The sequence below is a fragment of the Collinsella sp. OM08-14AT genome, from assembly GCF_003438115.1.
Lineage (GTDB): Bacteria > Actinomycetota > Coriobacteriia > Coriobacteriales > Coriobacteriaceae > Collinsella.
On sequence record NZ_QSTE01000001.1, the window covers coordinates 200379 to 221436 of the forward strand.

The window sequence follows — 21058 nt, forward strand, 5'->3', positions numbered from 1 at the left end:
AAACCACCACAAAGGGGACAGGCACCTTTTTGGTGGTTTTTGCTTTTGAGCAGCTGTTCATGGAGGTGCACGATGTTCTACATCCCATTTTGGATCTGCGCTTTTGCCGGCGCGGTGATTGATGCCCGTGAGCGGCGGTTTCCCAATGAGCTTGCCGGCGTGTGTGCGGTGGCGGCGCTTGCAGGCGTTTGGCTCGACAGAGGTGTTAACACGGCGCTTGACCACGCCGGTCTTGCGGTCATCGTCTACCTTGCCCTTGTGCTTACTGAGTCGCTTTGGCGGCGTTTCCGCCAGGCCCCCGGCATCGGCATGGGGGATGCCAAGGCGCTTTTCGCGCTTTGCACGCTCGACCCTCTGGGGGGCATCGTGGCATTTGCCGTCGCGCTCCTGGTCCTGGCCCTCTCCTGCCTCTTCACAAAATCGCGCTCCCTGCCATTGCTCCCGTTTTTGGTGCCGATATTTGCCATAATCGAGGTCGTGGGCTGCACATTGTAACCGATTGCGCATCCTTTTTAAGGAGCATGCCATGGCAACTAATCAAGAAACGGCCGTCATTGAGGCGCGCATGGACCGCATTCCCGCGGCGTTGTCGCCCGAGCTGGTCGAGCGTATCGCCGCCGACCGCGCCTCGGGTGTCGTTAATCCTTATCGATGCGGCGATGACCAGGTCATTCGTCGTATTGATCGCGCTGCCGACAAAGGCACACTCATGCGACCGGCATTTATGCGCGACACCGAAAAGATTCTTCATCTTCCTGCGTACACGCGTTATGCAGGCAAAACGCAGGTCTTTAGCTTTCGCAGCAACGACGATCTGTCGCGGCGCGGCCTTCATGTGCAGCTCGTCTCGCGCATTGCCCGCGATATCGGCCGTGCCCTGGGCCTCAACTGCGATTTGATCGAGGCGATTGGCCTGGGCCACGATTTGGGCCACACGCCCTTTGGCCATGCCGGCGAGCGTTTCCTCAACGATATCTATCACGAGCGTACGGGTCGTTATTTTTTCCATAACGTGCAGTCCGTCCGCGTGCTCGACGCGCTGTACGGCCGCAACGTGTCGCTCCAGGCGCTCGACGGCGTGCTGTGCCATAACGGCGAGTACGAGCAGCGTGTCTTTGAACTCTCGGACATGGCGTCGTTTGACCAGTTCGACCGTACCGTCGAGGACTGCATTGCCACGGGCTATGGCGCGATCGAGCACCTTCGTCCCATGACGCTCGAGGGCTGTGTGGTGCGTATCTCGGATATCCTCGCCTACGTCGGTCGTGATCGTCAGGACGCTATTGCGGCGGGCCTGCTGTCGCCCGACGCTTTTGACGATGGTCGGGGCGGCGCCTATAACAGCTGGATCCTCACGCACGCTTCTATCGATATCGTTGAGCATAGCTATGGCAAACCGCGTATCGAGATGAGCGAGGACCTGTTTGAGGAGATCCGCCGGGCTAAGCGCGAGAACTACGAGAAGATCTATAGCAAGGGCGGTATCGAAGGCGACTCCGAAGCGGAACTGCGCGAGGCCTTCGAAAAGCTCTACGACCGTTGCCTGCAGGATATAAACGAGGGTGACGAGTCCTCCTACATCTTTAAGCACCACATTTCGCGTGTTGAGCAGCAGCTTTCCTATTATGGCCGCACCTATGCTTGGCAGGACGACAAGGATCAGGCCGTCGTCGATTACATCGCAAGCATGACGGATGGTTATTTTTGTGAGCTGACGAGCAAACTGTTCCCGGGATTAGAGTTTCCGCATCGTACCTATATTAACGAACGGTAGTTCGTATCCTTTCGGTATACTGTTGGTCAACAACGATTTTGATTAATGCACGGGATGGCTATGGACGACCTTTTTTCTGCTTCGACGCGCGAGCGCTCCTTTAAAAATGCGCCGCTTGCGGTGCGTATGCGCCCCAATTCGCTCGACGAGTATGTGGGCCAGCAAAAGGCCGTCGGTAAGGGCTCGTGGCTGCGCGCCGCGATTGAGCATGACGTGCTGTCGAGCGTGATTCTGTACGGCCCGGCTGGCACGGGCAAGACGACGCTGGCCCACATTATCGCCAACCATACCAAGAGCGAGTTTGTCGAGGTCAGCGCCGTGACGGGCACTGTGAAGGATCTGCGCCGCGTAATCGATGAGGCTAAGACCCGTCTGAACACCTACGACCGCCGCACCATTCTGTTTATCGATGAGATCCATCGCTTTTCGAAGTCGCAGCAAGATGCCCTGCTGCATGCGGTCGAGAACCGCACCGTCATTATGATTGGCGCCACGACGGAAAACCCGTACTTTGAGGTCAACTCGGCATTGCTCTCGCGTGGGCGTGTTGTAGAGCTTGAGCACCTGAAGGACGAGGATATCGCCATGCTCATTGAGCGTGCGCTCGAGGCGCCGCAGGGTTTAAACGGTAAGTTCTCGGCCGATGAGGATACAGTCAAGACCATTTGCACGCTGGCCGCGGGTGATGCGCGCTCGGCGCTCACGACGCTCGAGCTTGCGAGTGAGATTGCCGTTACGCGTCCCGATACTGAGGGAACGCCAGCGCCGGCGGCGGGGGAACGCTATCCCATTACCGTGGATGACGTGAAGATCGCCAATCCGCGTCGTGGGTTTTCGTATGACAAAAACGGTGACATGCACTACGACATTATCAGTGCGTTTATTAAATCTATGCGCGGCAGCGACCCCGATGCCACCATTTATTGGCTTGCGCGCATGATCGATGCGGGGGAGGATCCCAAGTTTATCGCTCGCCGCATTATGATTCAGGCTTCCGAGGATGTTGGCAACGCCGACCCGCAGGCGCTTTTGGTGGCGCATGCCGCATTTAAATCTGCCGAGGTCATTGGCTATCCCGAGTGTCGCATCAACCTGGCTCAGGCTGCGCTCTATGTGTGCCTGGCGCCTAAGTCCAACGCGTGCGAGGCCTCGATCGATGCGGCGCTGGCCGATATCCACAGCAGTGGTCTTCGCGAGGTGCCCAGCTACCTGCGCGATCGTCACCGTCCCGGCAGCGACGAGTACGGTGTATACAAGTACCCGCACGATTATCCCGAAGGCTGGGTCGATCAGCGCTATTTGCCCGAGGGGTTGGAGCGCGGCGCGTTCTGGCAGCCTGCCGGCCGCGGTTGGGAAGAGTGGCGTGTGGAGCAAAGCGAGCGCGACCGTAGCGGCAACGCTCCCAAGTAGGCCATTGGCGCCTCGCGCATTCCCTTTGGGTATCTTTGCCCTTCTTTGGGGTACCATGAAAAACGTCTGTATTTCGATTCCTTCGGGAGGCTTGTATGAGTCCCATTCAAATCGCCCTGCTGCTGCTCGCCGTTGCCGGCGTGTGGGCTGTTGTCGAGCTCGCGCTCACGCTGCGCAAGACTCGCACCGTCGTCGACTCGCTCGACAAGACGGTGAGTGACCTTAACAATACGCTCGCCGAGGCACAGCCTGTGGTGGCAAAGCTCGATGGCGCTGTCGATGAGCTCACCCCCGCGCTGGCACAGGTTGAGCCGCTCCTCAAGTCGAGCAAGACTGCCGTTGATGCCCTGACGTCCAACCTCGTTGAGGTTGAGGCGGTCGTTCGCGACATCTCCGAGGTCACGGGCAGCGTGGCCGAGGCCAGCAATGCCGTATCGAGCGTGACTGATTCTGCTGCTGGCGCCGTGCAGAAGCTCTTCAATAAGGTGAAGGCTCCTGCAGCCGACGCCGATCGCAAGCTCGCCGCTGCCGCCGCCGAGGCCGAGCAGCCTACTGAGCGCGTTCTGATTGACGATGACGATGCCGCTGCTGACGACGATGATGTTCAGAAGCCCGCTGCTAAGCCTGCTCAGTATTACACCTATACGCCTGCCGAGACCTCCGAGGAGTCCTGCGATGAGTAGTGAAGCAACCTGCCCCATTACGCTGAGCGTTGCCGGTGATCCGCGTCTCGCGCGCTTGGTGCGCATGACGGCCGCCAACGTCGGCGCCCTGTGCTCTATGTCCGTCGATCGCATCGAGGATATCCGCATGGCTGCCGAGGAAGCCTTCATCTTTGGGTGCACCGCGGTCGACTGCGACGACATCACGATCAATTTCGATGTGGACGAATCTCACGTCGGCATGACCTTTACCTTTGGGGAACAGGCCACCGTCGACGAGGATGACCAGGCTGCTGTGTATGCCGAGCTCATTCTTGCAAGCGTGTGCGATTCCTACGAAAAGACTGCGGCGCCCCTAACGCTTTCCCTCGACCTCAAGGCGGATATCTAATATGACCGAACGTTCCCGGAGCGGCAAGACCGCTTGGGACAAGGAGAAAACCCGCGAGCTGTTTCGTCGTTATAAGGAGACCGGTGATCCGGATGCCCGCGAGCAGCTCGTCATGTCCCATATGAATCTGGTAAGGTTTCTTGCCAACAAATTTAAGAACCGCGGCGAGCCGCTCGATGACCTTTTGCAGGTCGGCTATTTGGGCCTGCTCAAGGCTATCGACCGCTTTGACCCTGAACGCGGACTTGAGTTCACGACGTTTGCCACGCCCACCATCTTGGGCGAGATTAAGCGCCACTTCCGCGACAAGGGCTGGAGTGTGCGCGTGCCCCGTCGTTTGCAGGAGCTCTCGGCCAAGGTCAACCAGGCTACCGATAAGCTCACCAACGAGCTGCAGCGTTCGCCTAAGGTTGAGGAAATCGCAGAATACCTGGACGTGACCGTCGACGAGGTGCTCGAAGCCATGGAATCGTCCTCGGCCTACACCTCGGTGCCCATCGAGGCCCCCGGTGCGTCCGATTCCGATGATGCGCCTTCGATTCTCGATCGCTATGCCGACGACGACAACGAGCTCGACTTTACCGATGACCGCCTGGTAATCGAGGAAGCCATCCGCGATTTTTCGCCGCGCGAGCGCGAGGTTATCGAGCTGCGCTTCGTTAAGGGCATGACCCAGATCGAGATTGCCAAGAAGCTTGGCATCTCGCAGGTGCAGGTCTCGCGCCTGCTTCGCCGCACGCTTAAGAAGATTCAAGACAAGATTGACCCCGACGGAGTGATGGTTCGTTCATGAATGAGCACCCCCAACAATCCGACCGCACGCTTCGCGATACCCGTATTCTGACGCTGCGCATTTGGGCCGTCGTCGGTTGCATCGTTATCGCCGCTGTCATCTTTAACCTTATGGGAATCCTGGCGCCGGTTATCGAGTTTCTCGCTGTCGGTTCCATCATCGCTTTTGTGATGTCGCCGATCACTAACTGGCTCGAGCATCACGGCGTCGGTCGTGGCATCGGTTCGCTTGTCGCGCTCATCGTGGTTGTGGCGGTGCTCGTCGGCGTCGTCTGCATCCTGTCGCCGATTCTGTTCGGCCAGATTATGGAAGTCCTGAGCCGTCTGCCCGCGCAGCTTCGCGTTGCGGGCGGCGACCTCAATGAGATGCTCTCGCACGCCAAGACGCTCAACAACACGCCGCTCAAGGAGTATCTGGACGACAATCTTTCTTCGCTGGTTACCGTGGCGTCCAAGTACGTCTCGCAAATCGCTGCCGAGCTCGGTCGCGGTGTATTCCCGCTCATTACCAACACAGCCTCGCAGCTGTTCGTCATCTTCCTGGGCCTGGTGCTTGCCTATTGGATGGCCTGCGACTACCCTCGCATGCACCACGAGATCTGCACCATTATCTGACAGGAAAAGGAGACCTCGTACCGCTTTATGGTTGCCATTCTGTCGCGCTCGGTGGGCGGCTACATGCGTGGTATGGTCGTGACGTCCATCTGCGGCGGTTTCCTCGCCTTTATCGGTTTTATGTTCATCGGCCATCCGTATGCGGCGCTCATGGCTATCTTTACCGGTATCATGCATTTGGTTCCGGTTGTCGGCCCCTGGGTGAGCGCAGCAATCGCCACAGTGCTCGGCTTCATGTTCAGCCCCATGTTGGCGTTATGGACGCTCGTCGTGACGATGGTCGCGCAAAACGTCACCGATAACGTGATTTCGCCTAAGGTCATGCAGAGCTCAGTACAGGTGCATCCTATCATGAGCCTCACGGCGCTCGTTATCGGTTCGGCGCTCATGGGTCCCATCGGCATGATCATTGCCATCCCGCTGTGCGCAGCTCTCAAGGGCATTTTCGTCTACTACTTTGAGAACGAGACCGGTCGCCAGCTTGTGGCATACGACGGCGCCGTGTTTAAGGGCACGCCGTATCGCGATACCGAGGGCAATCCTGTCGCCGCCTATGACGCGCTTGGAGACGATACGTTCATCTACGAGTCCGAGCTCATCGGCAACGAGACCGCGCCCGAGGCCCAGGCCATGCCCAAGCCCGAGCTCGATAATCCCTGGATTAAGCTCTCAGGCCTGCAGCCCGACGCGACGGGTTTCTTTAAGAACCCCTTTGCCAAGGACGACGACACAAGCTCTGACGACGACACCAAAACCGGCATCGACGGCTCCATGGACGATTCGGATTCCAAATAGGCCCCGTTAGCGTTTCTTGATGTTGTAAAAGACAAGAAACACGAGCAAAGCGATTGATAAGGGGCCGGCCACATAGAAAAAGATGGCGTCAATTGCGCTTAGGGTGTAATACGCTTTATCGCCAGATGCTACTGCGTACAATGCGTAGCCAAATCTCGGCTGGTTCACATACCAGCTCGAGTAAGCGAAGATTGCTAAAAGGGCTACCGAGGTTAGTGCATTCACGACAAACCGTTTGCTATTCATCGATCGCTCCTTTCGGACGATTCTTATATACAATTTTACCGAAATCATTTTTTTCAAAGTATTTAACAGACCTAAATAGCATGCACTTTCGCTGGAGGGTCGCCGTTTGGCGGCCCTCTTTTTTGCACAGGCGCGGCGGGATGGTAATATCGTTACGTTTGAACTGTTTCGATGTGAAACCGAGGAGATTCCCTCTATGAGTGCTGACTACCCGTCAATGACTACGGCCGAGATCCGCTCCAAGTTCCTCAACTTCTTTGAGGAGCGCGGTCTTAAGCTCTATCCTTCTTCGTCTCTTGTTCCCGACGATCCTTCGCTGCTGCTTGCCAATGCCGGCATGAACCAGTTTAAGGAGTACTACCAGGGCAAGAAGACCATGAAGGAGATCGGCGCGATCTCCTGCCAGAAGTGCGTCCGCACCAACGATATCGACTGCATCGGCGAGGATGGCCGCCACCTGTCCTTCTTTGAGATGCTCGGCGACTTCTCCTTTGGCGGCGTCTCCAAGCAGCAGGCCTGCGCTTGGGCCTTTGAGCTCATCACCAAGGAGTTCAAGCTGCCGCTCGACCGCCTGTACTTCACCGTCTTTACCGAGGACGACGAGACCCACGATGTGTGGCGCTCTCTGGGCGTTGCCGAGGATCACATCTCCCGCCTGGGCGAGGACGACAACTTCTGGGCCGCTGGCCCCACCGGCCCCTGCGGTCCGTGCTCCGAGATCTACTTTGACATGGGCGAAGAGGTCGGTTGCGGCAGCCCCGATTGCAAGCCTGGCTGCGACTGCGACCGCTTCCTTGAGTTCTGGAACCTCGTGTTTACCCAGTACGACCGCCAGGAGGACGGCTCCATGCCGGAGCTGCCGCACCGCAACCTCGATACGGGCATGGGTCTGGAGCGCATGGCCGCCATCATGCAGCACAAGACCGCTAACTACGACGGCGATCTGATGCAGCACCTCATCAAGCTCGGTGAGAAGATCAGCGGCAAGACCTATGACGCCGACGATTACTCCGGTGCCAGCCGCTCCCTGCGCATCATCGCCGACCACTCCCGTGCCGTCGACTTTATGATCTCGGACGGCATCCTGCCCGGTAACGAGGGCCGCGAGTATGTCCTGCGCCGCCTGCTCCGTCGTGCCGTGTTCCACGGTCGTCTGCTGGGCATCGAGGGCGCCTTCCTGACTAAGTTTATCGACGAGGTCAACGCTCAGATGGGCGAGGCTTATCCCGAGCTGCTCAAGAACGTCGCGCTCGTTAAGGGCATCGTCGCATCCGAGGAGGAGCGCTTCTCCACGACGCTCGACAACGGCCGCGTTTACCTGGACGAGGCCCTGGCCGCGCTCGCCGACGGCGCTGTCCTTCCGGGCGATGTTGCCTTTAAGCTTCACGACACCTTTGGTTTCCCCATTGACCTGACTGTCGAGATCGCCGGCACCGCCGGTCACGACGTCGATATGGATGGCTTCACCGCTTGCATGGAGGACCAGAAGGCCCGTGCCCGCGCCAACGCCAAGGGCGATGCCTGGGGTAGCTTCAACGACGTGTGGGTCGAGCTTTCCGACAAGGTTGCTGCGACCGAGTTCGACGGCTATGACAACGACGTCATCGATGGCGCCAAGGTTGTCGCCATCGTGCGCAACGGCGAGTCCGTCGAGTCCGCCGCTGCGGGCGAGGACGTCGAGGTCGTGCTCGACCGCACCCCGTTCTACGCCGAGATGGGCGGCCAGCAGGGCGACGCCGGCGAGCTTTCCGCCGAGGGCGTTGCGCTGACCATTTCCGATACCAAGAACCACAACGGCCTGTATGCCCACGTTGCTCACGTTGCCGAGGGCACGCTGACCGTCGGTGCTACTGTGACCGCCGCGCTCGACGCCGAGCGCCGTGGCTTCCTGCGTCGCAACCACACCGCCACGCACCTGCTCGACGCCGCGCTTAAGCAGGTCCTGGGCGAGCATGTCTCCCAGGCTGGCTCGTTGGTGACGCCCGAGCACCTGCGCTTTGACTTCACGCACTTCGAGGCCCTGTCCTCCGAGCAGCTCAAGGCTGTCGAGGACCTGGTCAACCAGCAGATCTTCGCTTCCAAGCCGGTCGTGACCCGCGTCATGGGCATCGACGAGGCCAAGGCTGCCGGTGCTGTCGCCCTGTTTGGCGAGAAGTACGGCGACGTCGTCCGCGTTGTCTCCGTGGGCGCCGAGGATCAGCCGTTCTCCCGCGAGCTCTGCGGTGGTACGCATGCCGCCAACACCGCCGAGATCGGTCTGTTCAAGATCATCTCCGAGTCTTCCACGGGCTCCAACGTCCGCCGTATCGAGGCCGTGACCTCCAAGGGCGCTCTCGATTACATGGCCGACCGCCTGGCGCTCGTTGACGCCGCCGCTTCTGCGCTCAAGTGCCGCGTTGACGAGGTTCCCGCCCGCGTGGAGAACCTACAGGCCGAGCTGCGCGAGACTTCCAACAAGCTCAAGAAGGCACTCACCGGTGGCTCCTCCGATGCGATTTCCAGCGCCATCGACGGCGCTGTCGAGCTGAATGGCTACAAGCTCGTTGTCGCTGAGCTCCAGGGCCTTGAGGCTGCTGACCTGCGAAACGTCTGGGATACCGTGCACCAGAAGGTTGCCGGCCCCGTCGCCTGCGTCGTTGCCAGCGTGACCGAGAAGGGCACCCCGGCTCTGCTCGCCGCCGGCTCCGATGACGCCGTGAAGGCCGGTTTCCACGCCGGTAACGTGATCAAGCAGATCGCGGGCCTGGTCGATGGTCGCGGTGGCGGTCGTCCCAACATGGCCCAGGCCGGTGGCAAGAACGCCGCCGGTATCGCCGATGCCCTCGCGGCCGCCAAGACCGCGCTTGGCGCCTAAGAACATAAGTAGTCGCTGTGGTCGCGCTCGCACTGGACATAGGGGAGACCAGGATTGGCATTGCCGTCTCGAGCCGTGATGGCAAGATGGCAATGCCTGTCAAGGTGCTTCCGGCTGCCGAGGTCACTGGCATGGCCAAGACGTTCAGTTACCTGGTTGAGGACTATGAGCCCGATATCCTGGTAAGCGGACGTCCCTTGACCATGGCCGGTGAGCCCGGTCCCCAGGCCGAGCGCGTCGCCGCCGTGGCCCAAAAGATTGCCGACGAGCTCGAGCTTCCGCTGGAGTTTGAGGACGAGCGTCTGTCCTCGCAGGAGGCCAAGAGAATCCTGCGCGAGCAGGGGCTCAACGAAAAGCAGATGAGGGGCAAGATTGACATGATCGCCGCCAGCCTGTTCTTACAGACATGGCTCGATCGTAAAAACGAGGAGGTTTCGCATGCCTAGCGCTTCCGATCCGCGCCAGCAGAATCGCTATGGGCAGCCTACGCCGCGCCCTGCCCAGCCTGGCCAGCGTCCGGCACAGCCGACCCAGCGCGCAGCTCAGTCTGCCGCGCGTCCGGTGCAGTCCTCCTCTCGTTCGGCCCAACCTGTTCAACGGACGGGTCAGCAGCCTTCTGCTCGTTCGGTTCAGCATCCGGCTTCTCACGCGGCTCAGCAGCCCACTGCTCGTTCGGCTCAGCCCGCAGGCGGTATTCGCTTTAAGCAGCAGGCACCTACCCAGAGAACGCAGGCCCCCCAATCGCATTCGCATCACGCTCGCGGCTCGCATGGCGTTGCTCCGGCGACCCGCTCGAGCTACAACACGCATGCTCGTCGCGGTGCCCAAAAGAAAAGCTCCCTGGTGCCTATGATTGTCGGCGTCGTGGTGGCCGTAATCGCGCTTGCTGCTATCGCTTTCTTTGTCGTGCCTGCCGTCAAGGGCTTCTTTACCGGTGAGGATACGAAGGTCACGGCTGGTCAGCAGGTTACGGTGACCATTCCCGACGGTGCTTCGGGCGATACGATCGCCTCGATTCTCTCCGAGAACCATATCGTCGAAAATCCTAAGGATTACTACGCGGCGGTGAAAAAGCTCAACGCCGATATGTCGCTTAAGCCTGGCACCTACTCGTTCTCCACGCTCATGGATGCGACCAAGGTCGTCCAGCAGCTCATGGAAGGCCCCAACGCGGGCTCCAATGCGCTGACTATCCCTGAGGGCCTGACAGTCGATCAAGTCGCGGACCGTGTGGCCCAGGCCTACGACAGCATCTCTAAGGAAGACTTCCTCAATCAGGCCAAGGCCTCTAACTACGTGGACGACTATAGCTTCCTTAAGGGCGCCGCCAACGATTCGCTCGAGGGTTTCTTATTCCCCAAGACCTATTCGTTAGGCGATTCGCCGACGGCTGATGACGTGATTCGCGCCATGCTCGATCAGTTTAAGACCGAGTACAAGTCGCTTGACTTTGCGAGCTGCGAAGCCAAGATCAAGGAACGCTACGGTGTGGAGATGTCTGACTACGATATCGTCAACTTGGCCTCTATCGTTGAGCGCGAGGGCCTCAACGTCGATCAACGTGCGCATGTGGCCTCGGTCTTCTACAACCGCCTTGCCGGCAAGCTCGACGGCCTGCGCTATCTCAACAGCGATGCGACCATGATGTATGTCACCGGTGGCGAGGTTACCGCCGACGACCTCCAGAGCGATAGCCCGTATAACACCTATAAGCATGAGGGCCTGCCGCCCACGCCCATCTGCTCTCCGTCGCTCGAGGCGCTCAAGGCCACCCTTGAGCCGACCGACTCCGATGACCTGTATTTCTACATTACGCAGGACGAGGAGTACTTCTCGCAAACCTACGAAGAGCATCAACAGTCTTGGAATTAGCATGAGGATTTTTAGCCCCAAACGTTACGTTGCCTCGGTCGATCGCATCGACCTTGATACCCTGTGGGCCGACGGCAAACGCGCCATTCTGCTCGATCGCGATAACACCCTGGTGCCGCGCGACACCGAGCAGGTTCCCGCCGCGGTTTCCGCCTGGCTCGATGCCGCCCGCGCCAAAGGCTTTAAGCTGTGCATGGTGTCCAACAACTGGCATCGCGATCAGGTCATGAGCTCTGCACGCGAGCTGGGACTCGAGGCCATCAGCCACGCCATGAAGCCGGCGCCGTTTGCCCTCAAGGCGGGTCTTAAGCGTCTCGGCGCCACGGCCGACGAGGCGGTACTGATCGGTGATCAGCTCTACACGGACGTGTGGAGCGGCAACTTCGCCGGCGTCGATACCATTCTGGTAAAGCCGCAGGCGACGCAGGACCTGTGGTATACGCAGATCTTCCGTATCTTTGAGCGCCGGGCCCTTCGCGACCTTCCCTGCGAGGAATAGGTCACGCTATGTCCCAGCACACCAAACACGGCTGCGACCATATCTTCTTTATCGGCTTTTTGGGCGCGGGCAAATCGACGCTCGCGCGCAACGTCGGCACTATGTTCAAGCGGCGTTTTATCGATACCGACCGCCTGGTCGTGCGCCGTTGCGGCAAGTCGGTAACCGAGATTTTTGAGACCGAGGGCGAGGATCGTTTTCGCGAGCTCGAGACCTCGGCGCTCCGTTCGCTCCAAAGTGAGCGCAGCCTGTTGGTTTCGTGCGGGGGCGGTATCGTCGAGACACCGGTGAATATTGAGCTGATGCACGAAATGGGTACGTGCGTGTACCTCGAGGGCGACTTCGAGGATTCGATTCGCCAGATTCGTCGGTCCGACACGCGCCCCGATTTCCGCTCGCCTGAGCATGCCGCGCGCCTGTTTGAGCATCGCCGTCCGCTGTATCGCCAGGCTGCCGACCTTACCCTTGATATTCGCAACAAGTCCTTCGAGGACGTTTCCTACCTTTGTGCCGAGATGCTTTTGGAGCGTGGACTGCTATGATTCGCCGTCAACTGATCAATTTCCAAAACCGCAGCGTCGATGTCCGCGTCGGATTGGGCGCGTTCGATGAACTGTCGCGTATGTTTGCCTCGGCCGTGGGCAAGCCTAAGCGCGCGATGGTCGTTTGGAACACCGCCACATCCGAGCGTTTTGGTGAAGTCGTCGAGCATGCGCTGGTCGACGCCGGTTTTGCCGTGTCGCAGCTAGTCCTCGAGGTTTCGCCTGCTGGTGCCACGCTGGCCGATGCCGATGCGATCTTTGGCGCCCTGTCTGCCAACGGCGTTACCTGCGACGATCTGGTTGTCGCCGTTGGCGATGCCGCAACCTGCTCGGTTGTTAGCTGGTGCGCCAACCAGTGGTGCGGCCGAACCGAGTGCGCGCTGTTGCCGACGACCTTCGACGCCATGCTCACGGTCGCGACGACCATGAAGCCGCTCGTCGCCTCGTCGGCCAATGCGCTTCCCGCTATCGCGTTCCGTCCCGAGCCGGGCTTGGTCGTGTGTGACCTCGACCTTGTTCGTGAGGCGGACCCCGAGGACCTCAAGCTCGGCTTTGTGGTGCTTGTTGGCACCATGCTTTCGAGCAGTAAGTCCCGCTGGAATCAGTTTACTGAGACCGTCCCCGAGATTCTCGCGGGCGAGGAGGTCGCGCTCGTCAATGCCGTTCAATGGTCTCAGACTGCCCGTAAGGACGTACTGATGGCCACGAACCCGAGCGCTCGCCATGCGCTCGATTTTGGCAAGACGGGGGAGCGTACCCTGCGCGCCTGCTTGGGCGATGCCGCTTCGCAGGTCCCTGCCTATCAGCTGTTATCCGAGGGCATGCGCTTTGAGGCGCGCCTAGCACATGATGCCTGCGACTTTGATATTGATTACGTCTTTGAGGTCGATGACTGCCTGGAGGACTTTGGTATCGAGGAACTTGCCTTCGATCTGGAGCCTGTCGCATATATCGAGGAGTTCCGCAGGCAGCAGTTTGCCCGCTCAAACCGTAGCATGTTGCCGCTGCCCGCGGCACTCGGCGCCATTCGTCTAACGAGCGTTGAGGACGAGGTTCTTGAGCGCCATGTTCACGCCTACTTGGCTTCTCGCAAAGAACTTCTCTAAGATTTATTGACATCCATCGTCTTTCGTATCATGTTGAGGGGCGGGTTTTCAATCGGTTGCGGATCGCATGCGATTCCGTCGTTCGGTTGAGACCCGTCCCGTCTATATAGAGACAACAAGAAAGGAAACTGCATGTCTGAGTTTGCTGCCGGTCCTGCCGGTCGTATCGAGCGTGTCCGTGCCCTGATGGTCGAGCGTGGCTACGATGCCATCGTGGTGCGCGACGAGGCTAACCTTCGTTGGCTCACGGGCGTGAAGGGCGTCTTCGACTACACCTTCGAGTTCCCGCACGCCGCGTTTATTACGGCTGACCAGTGCCTGTTCCACACCGACTCGCGCTACCTCAACAGCTTTGAGGAGAACACGCCCGCCGGCAGCCCCTGGGTCTACGACATGGACGAGGGCACCATTCCCGGCTGGGTCGCCGGCAAGATCGCGGCCAACAATTGCCGCGTCTGCGTTGTCGAGGATGACATGCAGATTAACTTCTACCAGGGCATTCAGCGCGGCCTGGAGGACCGCTCTGTCGCCTGCATGCTGCCGTTGATGCACGACGACATCCGCAAGATGCGCGCCATCAAGGATGCCGAGGAGATCGAGCTCATGCGCCATGCGCAGTCGATCACCGATGCCGCCTTCCAGCATATGCTCGGCTTTATTAAACCCGGTATGACCGAGAAGCAGGTTCGCAACGAGCTCGAGAACTTTATGTTCGCCAACGGCGCCGACAGCCTGGCCTTCGGTTCCATTGTGGCGAGCGGTCCCAACACCGCCAACCCGCATGCCGTGCCGAGTGACCGTGTCATCGAGAAGGGCGACTTCGTCCTCATGGATTACGGCGCGGGCTACTGCGATTATCGTTCCGACATGACGCGCACTGTCGTGATGGGCGAGCCTACCCAGGAACAGCTCGACCTGTACGCGCTCGTGCGCCGTACGCACGAGGAGTGCGTCGCCGCCATCCATCCGGGCGTCGAGGGCAACGACATTTTCAAGCTTTCCAAGAAGATCATCGGCGATGCCGGTTATGGCGATTACTACAACCATGGCCTGGGCCACGGCGTTGGTATCGACATCCACGAGCTGCCCAACTTTAACCGCAGCAAGAACATCATCGAGGTCGGCTCGGTTGTCACCATGGAGCCCGGCGTCTACCTGCCCGGTGTGGGCGGCGTGCGCCTGGAGGACTACGGCGTCGTCACCGAGAACGGATATGAGCCCTTCACCAAGACCCCGCACGACCTGCACGTCATCGATTGCTAGCCCATTTCGATAGATTTTTGGGGCGGGGCGTCCGGAGCAATTCGGACGCCCCGCGTTCTCTTTTTATGCGCTCGCTGCAGGCGCCGTCTGCAAGTGTATAATTTCGGTCGTATGTAATTTGGACGCTTGTGCGTTCTGCCCATAACAAGAAAGGTCGCTATGCCTACCATTTCTACCGCCGACTTCAAGAACGGCCTCGGTCTCCGCATTAAGGACAAGGTCTACACCATCGTCGAGTTCCAGCATGTCAAGCCGGGCAAGGGTGGCGCTTTTGTGCGCTACAAGACCCGCGACATCAAGAGCGGCCGCGTCGTCGAGAACACCTGCAACGCCGGCACCAAGTTCGAGAGCGTCATGCTCACCACCCGTGAGTTCCAGTACCTCTACAACGATGGCACCGACTACATCTTCATGGACAACGAGTCCTATGAGCAGGTTCCCGTTCCCGACGACATGGTGGGCGAGAACTCCAAGTGGCTGCGCGAGAACGACATCTGCCAGCTGCTCTTCGCCGACGATGAGCTCATGGGCGTGACCCCGCCGATGTTCATCGAGACCACCATCGTCCAGACCGACCCGGGCTTTAAGGGCGACACCGTCCAGGGTTCCACCAAGCCGGCCACGATTGACACCGGCGCTGTCATCCAGGTCCCCATGTACCTCAACGAGGGCGAGGTCATCAAGGTTGACACCCGCGACGGCAAGTTCGTCTCCCGCGTCTAGCAACCAACTCTTCTAGGAGGACTCATGCCCCAGGAAATCAAGATTGACGGCATCGGCATTTCGCCCGATGTTCTGACCGCCATCGTCTCGCGCGCCGTGTCGGATGTCGAGGGCATCGCCTCCGTTGGCGTCAAGGACCTTGCCACCAACCTTGTCTCCATGATGCTCTCGTCCAAGGCCCCGGCTTCCGAGCCGGCGGTCGAGACCGAGGTCGTCGGCGACAAGCTCGCACTCACCGTGCGCGTTGTGGTGTTCTTTGGCTATCCGTTCAAGAAACTCGCCGAGGCCGTTCGCGCTGCCGTGGTCGCTGCCATCGATGCCCAGGTGGGCGTTGAGGTCGAGCGCGTTGACGTTTGCATCGACGGCCTCGTTTTCCCCAAGGAGTAACCTTTGAGCCTTAAGGTTTATCGCGGGCGTACGCTTGCCCGCAGTCAGGCGCTGCAGCTGCTGTTCCAGGCCGAGGCCACGGACAGCCCGCTCGAGCGCGTCCTCGAGGGCGATTTCCTGATCTCGAAGGGCCCCCTCGACCCCTATGCGCTGGAGCTGTGCCGCGGTGCCTACGAGCATATCGATCGCATCGACTGTGCCCTGCGCGCCGTCGCCAAGAACTGGGATCTTATGCGCATGCCCGGCGCCGACCGCAATCTGCTGCGTATCGCCGTCTACGAGATGCGCTTCCTCACCGACGAAGAGGTCTCGGACGCTATCGTGATCAACGAGGCCGTCGAACTTGCCAAGGCCTATGGCACCGACCAGTCCGCGTCGTTCGTCAACGGCGTGCTGGGCAAGATCGCGCGCAGCGAGGAGTTGCCGGGTGAGGACCTGTACCAGGAACTGCTGGCCGAGGATCGCGCTCGCGAGGAGGCCCAGGCTGCTGAGGCTGCCGCCAAGGTCGCTGCCGCTCAGGCTACCGCCGGTGTACTTGCCGAGGATATGGACGCTGCTGAGGCCGTCGAGGCCGACTCCGTCGAGGAGTAGCCATGCCAGAGGGTTCTGTCCGCAACTTTGACGAGATCTCGGACCGTCTGGACCAGATCATCGCTACCGTTCGCTCCAAGGATACGTCCTTGGAGCGTTCACTCGATCTGTTTGACGAAGCGATTGAGCTGGGCTCCCGCGCGGTCGATATGGTCGACAAGTTTGAGCTGACGCCGCGTGAGGCCGATAAGCTCGAACAGGAATACGATGAGGATGCGGCAAACGAATCCCAGGATAGTTAGCCGCATCTCCGGATACGAATGGTTGATGGCATTCATGAAACGCGTGCGTCTTGATGACGAACTGATTTCACAGGGCATCTGCGCCGATCGCGCGGATGCCCTTCGCACTCTTATGGCCGGCCTGGTCTCGAGTGGCGGCGAGCGCTTGACTTCGCCGGGCCTTAAGGTGACCCCGGGCTTGCCTCTGCACGTGAAGGGGCGCATTCCGTACGTTGGGCGCGGCGGCCTTAAGCTCGAGGGTGCGCTCGATGCGTTTTGTATCGACCCGACGGGCCTTGTCTGCCTGGACGTAGGCTGCTCTACCGGCGGCTTTACCGATTGTCTGCTCAAGCGCGGAGCTGCGACCGTTGTTTCGGTGGACGTGGGTCGCGCCCAGTTTGATTGGTCGTTGCGTCAGGACGATCGCGTGACGCTGCATGAGCGCACAAACGTGACGCAGCTGCCTGAGCTTGGCTATGCCGGTGCCATCGACCTGGCTGTATGTGATGTCTCGTTTACCAGCATCGCGAATATCATCGACGCCGTGCTGGCGTGCCTGAAGCCTTCGGGTTCGTTCTGCACGCTCGTAAAGCCCCAGTTTGAGGCGCCGGCTGCGCTGGTGGGCGACGGCGGTATCGTGACCGACTCCGCCGTCCGCCGCGATACACTCGTGGCGGCGATTGAGCTTTTTGCCGCCAAGGGCCTGTTCCCGGTCGATGTGTGCGTGTCACCCATTCATGGTGCCAAGGGCAACGTTGAGTTTTTCCTGTACGGCACAAGGTTTGTCCCCGGGGAGCGCGCCGACGATGAGCTTCAATCCCAGGTATCGGCTTTGAGCGAGAAAGCTGCAACGCTATGAAGGTCTTTCTGGTCCCCAATTACTACAAGCAAGAGGCGGTCGAGAGCGGCCTGATGCTCGAGCTTTGGCTTTCGCGCCAGGGCTACGAGGTCGCATGGGCTGCCGACCAGCGATCGAAGATTCAAAGCACGCCTGATATTGATGGCTCCGATCTGGTCATTACGCTCGGCGGCGACGGCACGTTGCTGCGCGCTGCCCGCATCCTCAACCATCGCGAGATTCCTATCCTTGGTCTTTCCTATGGTCACCTGGGCTTTTTAACTGCTGCGAGCCCCGAGGAGCGCGACATTCTGCAGGTTGTGAGCGATGCTCTGTCCGGCGAGCTCCACGTGAGCCGCCGCGCCACCATCGCCGCGGATATTGTGTCCGTGCGCGAAGACGGCGCGAAGGATGTCGTGCGCACGTTTGCCCTCAACGATATGGCACTTACGCGCGGCCCCCTGTCCGATATGGTCGAATTTGACATCACGGTGTCCGGCCATCATATCGACCGCCTTCGCGGCGACGGTGTCGTTGTTTCGACGGCGACCGGCTCCACCGGCTACGCGCTTTCCGCCGGCGGCCCCATTGTCAGCCCCGATTACACGGGTATGGTCTGTGTGCCCATCGCTCCGCATACCATTCAGGCTCGCGCTTTTTTGACCTCGCCGAGTGATGTCGTCGAGATCTTTATGTCCGATGATCGCCCGAGCGTGCCGGCGATTGCCATCGACGGGCAGTTTATTACCTGCGATGGCACCGTTGAGAGCGTGGCGGTGCGTCGCGGTCCCGGAGATGTGCTGCTTCTCGATTACGGTCCCGAGAGCTTCTATAACTCCGTGAGCCGCGTGTTCTACGGAGTGCGTCATGATCGATGAGCTGCAGGTTTCCAACATTGCACTCATTCGCGAGGCGACGCTGGTGCCGAGTGCGGGCCTAACGGTTTTGACTGGCGAGACCGGTGCCGGCAAGACCGCGCTGCTCTCGGCGCTCAAGCTCATTTTGGGCGAGCGTGCAGATTCGTCGACCGTGCGCGAGGGAGAGGCGCTGGCGAGCGTCGAGGCGCGCTTGTTCGACGGCCCGCACGACACGGAGGGCTTTACCGTGCAGCGCAGCCTTTCTGCCGAGGGTCGCAGCCGCGTCAAGATTGACGGCCGCATCGCCAGCGTGCGCGAGCTTTCCGAGCGCGTCGGCGTGATGATGGATCTGTGCGGCCAGCATGAACATCAGCGTCTGCTCGATCCGGCGCATAATGTTGCCATGGTTGATGCCTGGGCTGGTCGCTCTGCGCTCGAGGCGCTCGACCGTTACCGTGCCTGCTTCAAGGCGTCGCGTGCGGCTGCCAAGGAGGTCCGTCGCGTAGAGGAGGCGTCGCGTGCGCAGGGGAGTCGCGTCGAGGAGGCGCGCTTCGCCCTGGAGCGTATCGCCGAGGTCGACCCCAAGCCGGGTGAGTATGAGGAACTCGAGGAACTGCTGCCGCGCTCCGAACATGCCGAGGTACTGGTTGCCACAGCTAACGATGCCCATGCATCGCTTGCCGCCGAAGGTGGAGCGCTCGATGCCGTGAACAGCGCCGTGGCAGAGCTTTCCCGTATGGCTACCGTCGATCGCAAACTGGGCGACATTGCCGATGCGCTTTCGGATGCCTGCATCTCCCTTGAGGATAGCGCGAACGAGCTTCGTGCCTATCGCGATGGCGTCGCCTTCGACCCGCGCGAGCTCGCTCGCATGCGTGAGCGGTATTCCGACCTCAAGGGCCTGTTGCGTCAGTGGGGTCCCACCATGGACGATGTTTTCGCCATGCGCGATCGCTCTCAAGAGCTGATGTCCCTGGTTGATGATGGCGATGAACAGATCAAAAAGGCGCGTGAAGCGCTTGGCGCGGCGGAGCGCGAACTGTTTGCTGCCGCCAAGGCGCTTAAGCGCGCTCGCAATACGGCGGCCCCGCGCTTCTGTCACGAGGTTGGCCGCCAGATGGCTCGCCTGGAGATGGGCGGCGCCGAGCTCGTCTGGGAGTCGCGCGATCTTCCCCGTGCTGAGTGGACGCCCGTTGGTCCTTCGAGCTACGAGCTGCTATACCGTAGCGGTGCCGGCTTGACGCCGCGCCCTCTGCGCCGCATTGCCTCGGGCGGCGAGCTCAGTCGCGTTATGCTGGCGAGCAAGGTGGTCTTGGGTAATGCTGACGGCGTCGACACACTGGTATTTGACGAGGTCGATGCCGGTGTCGGTGGTTCCACGGCTCGTGCTCTTGCTGGTGTGCTGGCCGATCTTGCCGCTACGCATCAAGTGATTGTCGTAACCCACTTGGCGCAAGTCGCCGTCATGGCCGACAAGCATTATGTTGTCAGCAAGGAGCCGGGCGATGTTCCCCAGACGCATTTGGACGAGGTAACCGGCGAAGCGCGTACCGCCGAGATTGCCCGCATGTTGAGCGGCGATCAGTCCGAGGCAAGCTTGGCCCACGCAAAGCAGATGCTCGAAGAAGTTCGAGGCTAGGTCGTATCAGCGGTGTTGGTGGGACAAAATAGACTGAAATTTTTGTCCCACTACGCGTTTTACTCAACGACCTTGTCCGGCTGGATGAGCTCCTCGTAGTAGCTGATATGTTCGCGAGCGTCTTCAATCTCGGGCAGCAGGAAGTTGTAGATAACTTCGATGATCATCGTGGCGCTGATCTTGGAGAACGCAAAGTCACCCGTCGTCAGCAGCGCCTCGTGGTTGACGGTATTAAAAGTGTAGTCTGCCAGGCGCGCGAGTGGAGACTTGCTGTCGCTGCTGATGACGACTACGGTGGCACCGCAGTCGCGAGCTGCTTTTGCCATGCGATTCAGTCGGCGCGATTTGCCGGAGTTTGAGATGAGCACGATGACGTCACCGGGGCGCAACGTGAGTGCAAAGCCGATTGATGTCTCGCTAATGGTACTCGCCATGCAGCGCAGGCCCAGCTGCGAAAACTTAAACGTCGCATCGAGCGCGACTGCGTTCGTATTGCCCACAGCCGCAAACTCAATAACCCCTGCATACTTAAGGGCATGTACAACAGCCGCCAGCGTATCGTGGTCGATCCCGTCGATGGTCGCATTAAGCTCGCTCACCTTTGCAGCCAGGATGTTCTTAAGGCTCTGCTCCATGTTGTCGAGCGAGACTTCGTCAGTCAGGCCCTCGTTGCGCTGACTCTCCAAGTCGCGCGCCAACGAAAACTGAAAGCTGCGGAAGCTGCCAAAGCCCAGCTTGCGGCAGAAGCGCGAAACCGTCGCCTCGGACGTGGCGGCGGCTCGTGAGAGCTGGGCGGCCGTCAGGCGCGGCGCCTCGGACTGGTGCTCCAATATATAGTCGACAATGCGCTGCTCGGACTCGCTGTATCCCTGGTGGGTACTAATGAGGGAAAGTGCGCTCTTGCTACTATCGGTCATGGATGGCTCCTGGTTGGCATGAAAAATGGACTCGTTTGTAATGTCATAGTATAGGGGGATTTTC

The 21058-nt window shown here is 60.0% G+C and carries 22 protein-coding genes and 1 pseudogene; 21 read left to right on the forward strand and 2 right to left on the reverse strand.

All coding sequences use genetic code 11. From position 1 onward, the window contains the following. The first annotated feature begins 72 nt into the window (after window positions 1-72). The 7 genes and pseudogenes from DXC18_RS00860 to DXC18_RS10620 all read left to right on the forward strand — a co-directional run bounded on the left by DXC18_RS00860 (window position 73) and on the right by DXC18_RS10620 (window position 6439). Window positions 73-495: a prepilin peptidase gene (locus DXC18_RS00860; protein ID WP_117716056.1), complete on the forward strand. Its 423-nt coding sequence runs from the start codon at window positions 73-75 to the stop codon at window positions 493-495. A 31-nt stretch (window positions 496-526) separates the two neighbouring features. Continuing rightward, window positions 527-1774 carry a deoxyguanosinetriphosphate triphosphohydrolase family protein gene (locus DXC18_RS00865; protein WP_117716057.1) on the forward strand — a complete coding sequence of 416 codons (1248 nt, stop codon included), beginning with the start codon at window positions 527-529 and terminating at the stop codon, window positions 1772-1774. A 60-nt stretch (window positions 1775-1834) separates the two neighbouring features. Then, window positions 1835-3184: a replication-associated recombination protein A gene (locus DXC18_RS00870; RefSeq protein ID WP_168170407.1), complete on the forward strand. Its 1350-nt coding sequence runs from the start codon at window positions 1835-1837 to the stop codon at window positions 3182-3184. A 95-nt stretch (window positions 3185-3279) separates the two neighbouring features. Next, window positions 3280-3867, forward strand: coding sequence for a hypothetical protein (locus DXC18_RS00875; RefSeq protein WP_117716058.1), 588 nt, complete (start codon window positions 3280-3282; stop codon window positions 3865-3867). Further along, window positions 3860-4237 carry an ATP-binding protein gene (locus DXC18_RS00880; RefSeq protein WP_117629310.1) on the forward strand — a complete coding sequence of 126 codons (378 nt, stop codon included), beginning with the start codon at window positions 3860-3862 and terminating at the stop codon, window positions 4235-4237. Before DXC18_RS00875 ends, DXC18_RS00880 begins: the two co-directional genes overlap by 8 nt. Window position 4238: 1 nt before the next feature. After that, on the forward strand, window positions 4239-5030 hold the full coding sequence (locus tag DXC18_RS00885; protein WP_117583446.1) for an RNA polymerase sigma factor SigF: 792 nt from the start codon (window positions 4239-4241) through the stop codon (window positions 5028-5030). Further along, window positions 5027-6439 (forward strand): annotated as a pseudogene (locus tag DXC18_RS10620) (AI-2E family transporter). Before DXC18_RS00885 ends, DXC18_RS10620 begins: the two are co-directional and overlap by 4 nt. A 6-nt stretch (window positions 6440-6445) precedes the next feature. On the opposite strand, the gene DXC18_RS00900 reads toward DXC18_RS10620, so the two are convergent. Then, window positions 6446-6685, reverse strand: a complete 240-nt coding sequence (locus tag DXC18_RS00900; RefSeq protein ID WP_117716061.1) for a hypothetical protein — start codon at window positions 6683-6685, stop codon at window positions 6446-6448. A 196-nt stretch (window positions 6686-6881) separates the two neighbouring features. Here DXC18_RS00900 and alaS point away from each other — a divergent pair, with 196 nt between their 5' ends. From alaS to DXC18_RS00970, 14 genes are all read left to right on the forward strand, one after another. Next, window positions 6882-9539 (forward strand): alanine--tRNA ligase, encoded by a 2658-nt coding sequence (gene alaS, locus DXC18_RS00905; protein WP_117716062.1) that lies wholly within the window; start codon window positions 6882-6884, stop codon window positions 9537-9539. A 17-nt stretch (window positions 9540-9556) separates the two neighbouring features. Beyond that, a complete protein-coding gene (gene ruvX, locus DXC18_RS00910; RefSeq protein ID WP_117716063.1) occupies window positions 9557-9985 on the forward strand; it encodes a Holliday junction resolvase RuvX in 429 nt (142 codons plus the stop codon). Beyond that, window positions 9978-11411, forward strand: a complete 1434-nt coding sequence (gene mltG, locus DXC18_RS00915; RefSeq protein WP_233508962.1) for an endolytic transglycosylase MltG — start codon at window positions 9978-9980, stop codon at window positions 11409-11411. The genes ruvX and mltG overlap by 8 nt, the downstream gene beginning before the upstream one ends. 1 nt (window position 11412) lies before the next feature. Continuing rightward, window positions 11413-11910, forward strand: a complete 498-nt coding sequence (locus DXC18_RS00920) for a YqeG family HAD IIIA-type phosphatase (RefSeq protein ID WP_117646451.1) — start codon at window positions 11413-11415, stop codon at window positions 11908-11910. 8 nt (window positions 11911-11918) lie between these two features. After that, window positions 11919-12452 carry a shikimate kinase gene (locus tag DXC18_RS00925; RefSeq protein ID WP_006233986.1) on the forward strand — a complete coding sequence of 178 codons (534 nt, stop codon included), beginning with the start codon at window positions 11919-11921 and terminating at the stop codon, window positions 12450-12452. Next, the gene (locus DXC18_RS00930) at window positions 12449-13558 is read left to right on the forward strand and encodes a hypothetical protein (protein ID WP_117716065.1); all 1110 of its coding nucleotides are present in this window, start codon (window positions 12449-12451) and stop codon (window positions 13556-13558) included. The genes DXC18_RS00925 and DXC18_RS00930 overlap by 4 nt, the downstream gene beginning before the upstream one ends. Window positions 13559-13690: 132 nt before the next feature. Then, window positions 13691-14821, forward strand: coding sequence for a Xaa-Pro peptidase family protein (locus DXC18_RS00935; RefSeq protein WP_117716066.1), 1131 nt, complete (start codon window positions 13691-13693; stop codon window positions 14819-14821). A gap of 159 nt (window positions 14822-14980) precedes the next feature. Further along, window positions 14981-15544 carry an elongation factor P gene (efp, locus tag DXC18_RS00940; RefSeq protein ID WP_117635155.1) on the forward strand — a complete coding sequence of 188 codons (564 nt, stop codon included), beginning with the start codon at window positions 14981-14983 and terminating at the stop codon, window positions 15542-15544. A 24-nt stretch (window positions 15545-15568) separates the two neighbouring features. Then, window positions 15569-15931: an Asp23/Gls24 family envelope stress response protein gene (locus DXC18_RS00945; RefSeq protein WP_117629319.1), complete on the forward strand. Its 363-nt coding sequence runs from the start codon at window positions 15569-15571 to the stop codon at window positions 15929-15931. A gap of 3 nt (window positions 15932-15934) precedes the next feature. Further along, window positions 15935-16522 (forward strand): transcription antitermination factor NusB, encoded by a 588-nt coding sequence (nusB, locus tag DXC18_RS00950; protein WP_117635156.1) that lies wholly within the window; start codon window positions 15935-15937, stop codon window positions 16520-16522. A 2-nt stretch (window positions 16523-16524) separates the two neighbouring features. Continuing rightward, entirely contained in the window at window positions 16525-16764 is a 240-nt protein-coding gene (locus tag DXC18_RS00955) for an exodeoxyribonuclease VII small subunit (protein WP_006233978.1), read from the forward strand. Between the two features lie 34 nt (window positions 16765-16798). After that, a complete protein-coding gene (locus tag DXC18_RS00960; protein ID WP_117716134.1) occupies window positions 16799-17602 on the forward strand; it encodes a TlyA family RNA methyltransferase in 804 nt (267 codons plus the stop codon). Next, window positions 17599-18459 carry an NAD(+)/NADH kinase gene (locus DXC18_RS00965; protein WP_117635157.1) on the forward strand — a complete coding sequence of 287 codons (861 nt, stop codon included), beginning with the start codon at window positions 17599-17601 and terminating at the stop codon, window positions 18457-18459. The genes DXC18_RS00960 and DXC18_RS00965 overlap by 4 nt, the downstream gene beginning before the upstream one ends. Continuing rightward, on the forward strand, window positions 18449-20077 hold the full coding sequence (locus tag DXC18_RS00970) for a DNA repair protein RecN (RefSeq protein ID WP_117716067.1): 1629 nt from the start codon (window positions 18449-18451) through the stop codon (window positions 20075-20077). The genes DXC18_RS00965 and DXC18_RS00970 overlap by 11 nt, the downstream gene beginning before the upstream one ends. Before the next feature lie 59 nt (window positions 20078-20136). On the opposite strand, the gene DXC18_RS00975 is transcribed toward DXC18_RS00970, so the two are convergent. Next, window positions 20137-20994 carry a MurR/RpiR family transcriptional regulator gene (locus tag DXC18_RS00975; protein WP_117639502.1) on the reverse strand — a complete coding sequence of 286 codons (858 nt, stop codon included), beginning with the start codon at window positions 20992-20994 and terminating at the stop codon, window positions 20137-20139. Between the last annotated feature and the right edge of the window lie 64 nt (window positions 20995-21058).

What these genes read in the sequence shown, in the direction of transcription:
- DXC18_RS00885 (WP_117583446.1), top strand. Translation starts at nt 4,239, where the DNA reads ATGACCGAACGTTCCCGGAGCGGCAAGACCGCTTGGGACAAGGAGAAA.
- DXC18_RS00870 (WP_168170407.1), top strand. Translation starts at nt 1,835, where the DNA reads ATGGACGACCTTTTTTCTGCTTCGACGCGCGAGCGCTCCTTTAAAAAT.
- DXC18_RS00975 (WP_117639502.1), bottom strand. Translation starts at nt 20,994, where the DNA reads ATGACCGATAGTAGCAAGAGCGCACTTTCCCTCATTAGTACCCACCAG.
- DXC18_RS00920 (WP_117646451.1), top strand. Translation starts at nt 11,413, where the DNA reads ATGAGGATTTTTAGCCCCAAACGTTACGTTGCCTCGGTCGATCGCATC.
- DXC18_RS00970 (WP_117716067.1), top strand. Translation starts at nt 18,449, where the DNA reads ATGATCGATGAGCTGCAGGTTTCCAACATTGCACTCATTCGCGAGGCG.
- DXC18_RS00935 (WP_117716066.1), top strand. Translation starts at nt 13,691, where the DNA reads ATGTCTGAGTTTGCTGCCGGTCCTGCCGGTCGTATCGAGCGTGTCCGT.
- alaS (WP_117716062.1), top strand. Translation starts at nt 6,882, where the DNA reads ATGAGTGCTGACTACCCGTCAATGACTACGGCCGAGATCCGCTCCAAG.
- DXC18_RS00880 (WP_117629310.1), top strand. Translation starts at nt 3,860, where the DNA reads ATGAGTAGTGAAGCAACCTGCCCCATTACGCTGAGCGTTGCCGGTGAT.
- DXC18_RS00875 (WP_117716058.1), top strand. Translation starts at nt 3,280, where the DNA reads ATGAGTCCCATTCAAATCGCCCTGCTGCTGCTCGCCGTTGCCGGCGTG.
- DXC18_RS00930 (WP_117716065.1), top strand. Translation starts at nt 12,449, where the DNA reads ATGATTCGCCGTCAACTGATCAATTTCCAAAACCGCAGCGTCGATGTC.
- DXC18_RS00865 (WP_117716057.1), top strand. Translation starts at nt 527, where the DNA reads ATGGCAACTAATCAAGAAACGGCCGTCATTGAGGCGCGCATGGACCGC.
- DXC18_RS00960 (WP_117716134.1), top strand. Translation starts at nt 16,799, where the DNA reads ATGAAACGCGTGCGTCTTGATGACGAACTGATTTCACAGGGCATCTGC.
- DXC18_RS00925 (WP_006233986.1), top strand. Translation starts at nt 11,919, where the DNA reads ATGTCCCAGCACACCAAACACGGCTGCGACCATATCTTCTTTATCGGC.
- DXC18_RS00860 (WP_117716056.1), top strand. Translation starts at nt 73, where the DNA reads ATGTTCTACATCCCATTTTGGATCTGCGCTTTTGCCGGCGCGGTGATT.
- efp (WP_117635155.1), top strand. Translation starts at nt 14,981, where the DNA reads ATGCCTACCATTTCTACCGCCGACTTCAAGAACGGCCTCGGTCTCCGC.
- DXC18_RS00945 (WP_117629319.1), top strand. Translation starts at nt 15,569, where the DNA reads ATGCCCCAGGAAATCAAGATTGACGGCATCGGCATTTCGCCCGATGTT.
- DXC18_RS00965 (WP_117635157.1), top strand. Translation starts at nt 17,599, where the DNA reads ATGAAGGTCTTTCTGGTCCCCAATTACTACAAGCAAGAGGCGGTCGAG.
- mltG (WP_233508962.1), top strand. Translation starts at nt 9,978, where the DNA reads ATGCCTAGCGCTTCCGATCCGCGCCAGCAGAATCGCTATGGGCAGCCT.
- DXC18_RS00900 (WP_117716061.1), bottom strand. Translation starts at nt 6,685, where the DNA reads ATGAATAGCAAACGGTTTGTCGTGAATGCACTAACCTCGGTAGCCCTT.
- DXC18_RS00955 (WP_006233978.1), top strand. Translation starts at nt 16,525, where the DNA reads ATGCCAGAGGGTTCTGTCCGCAACTTTGACGAGATCTCGGACCGTCTG.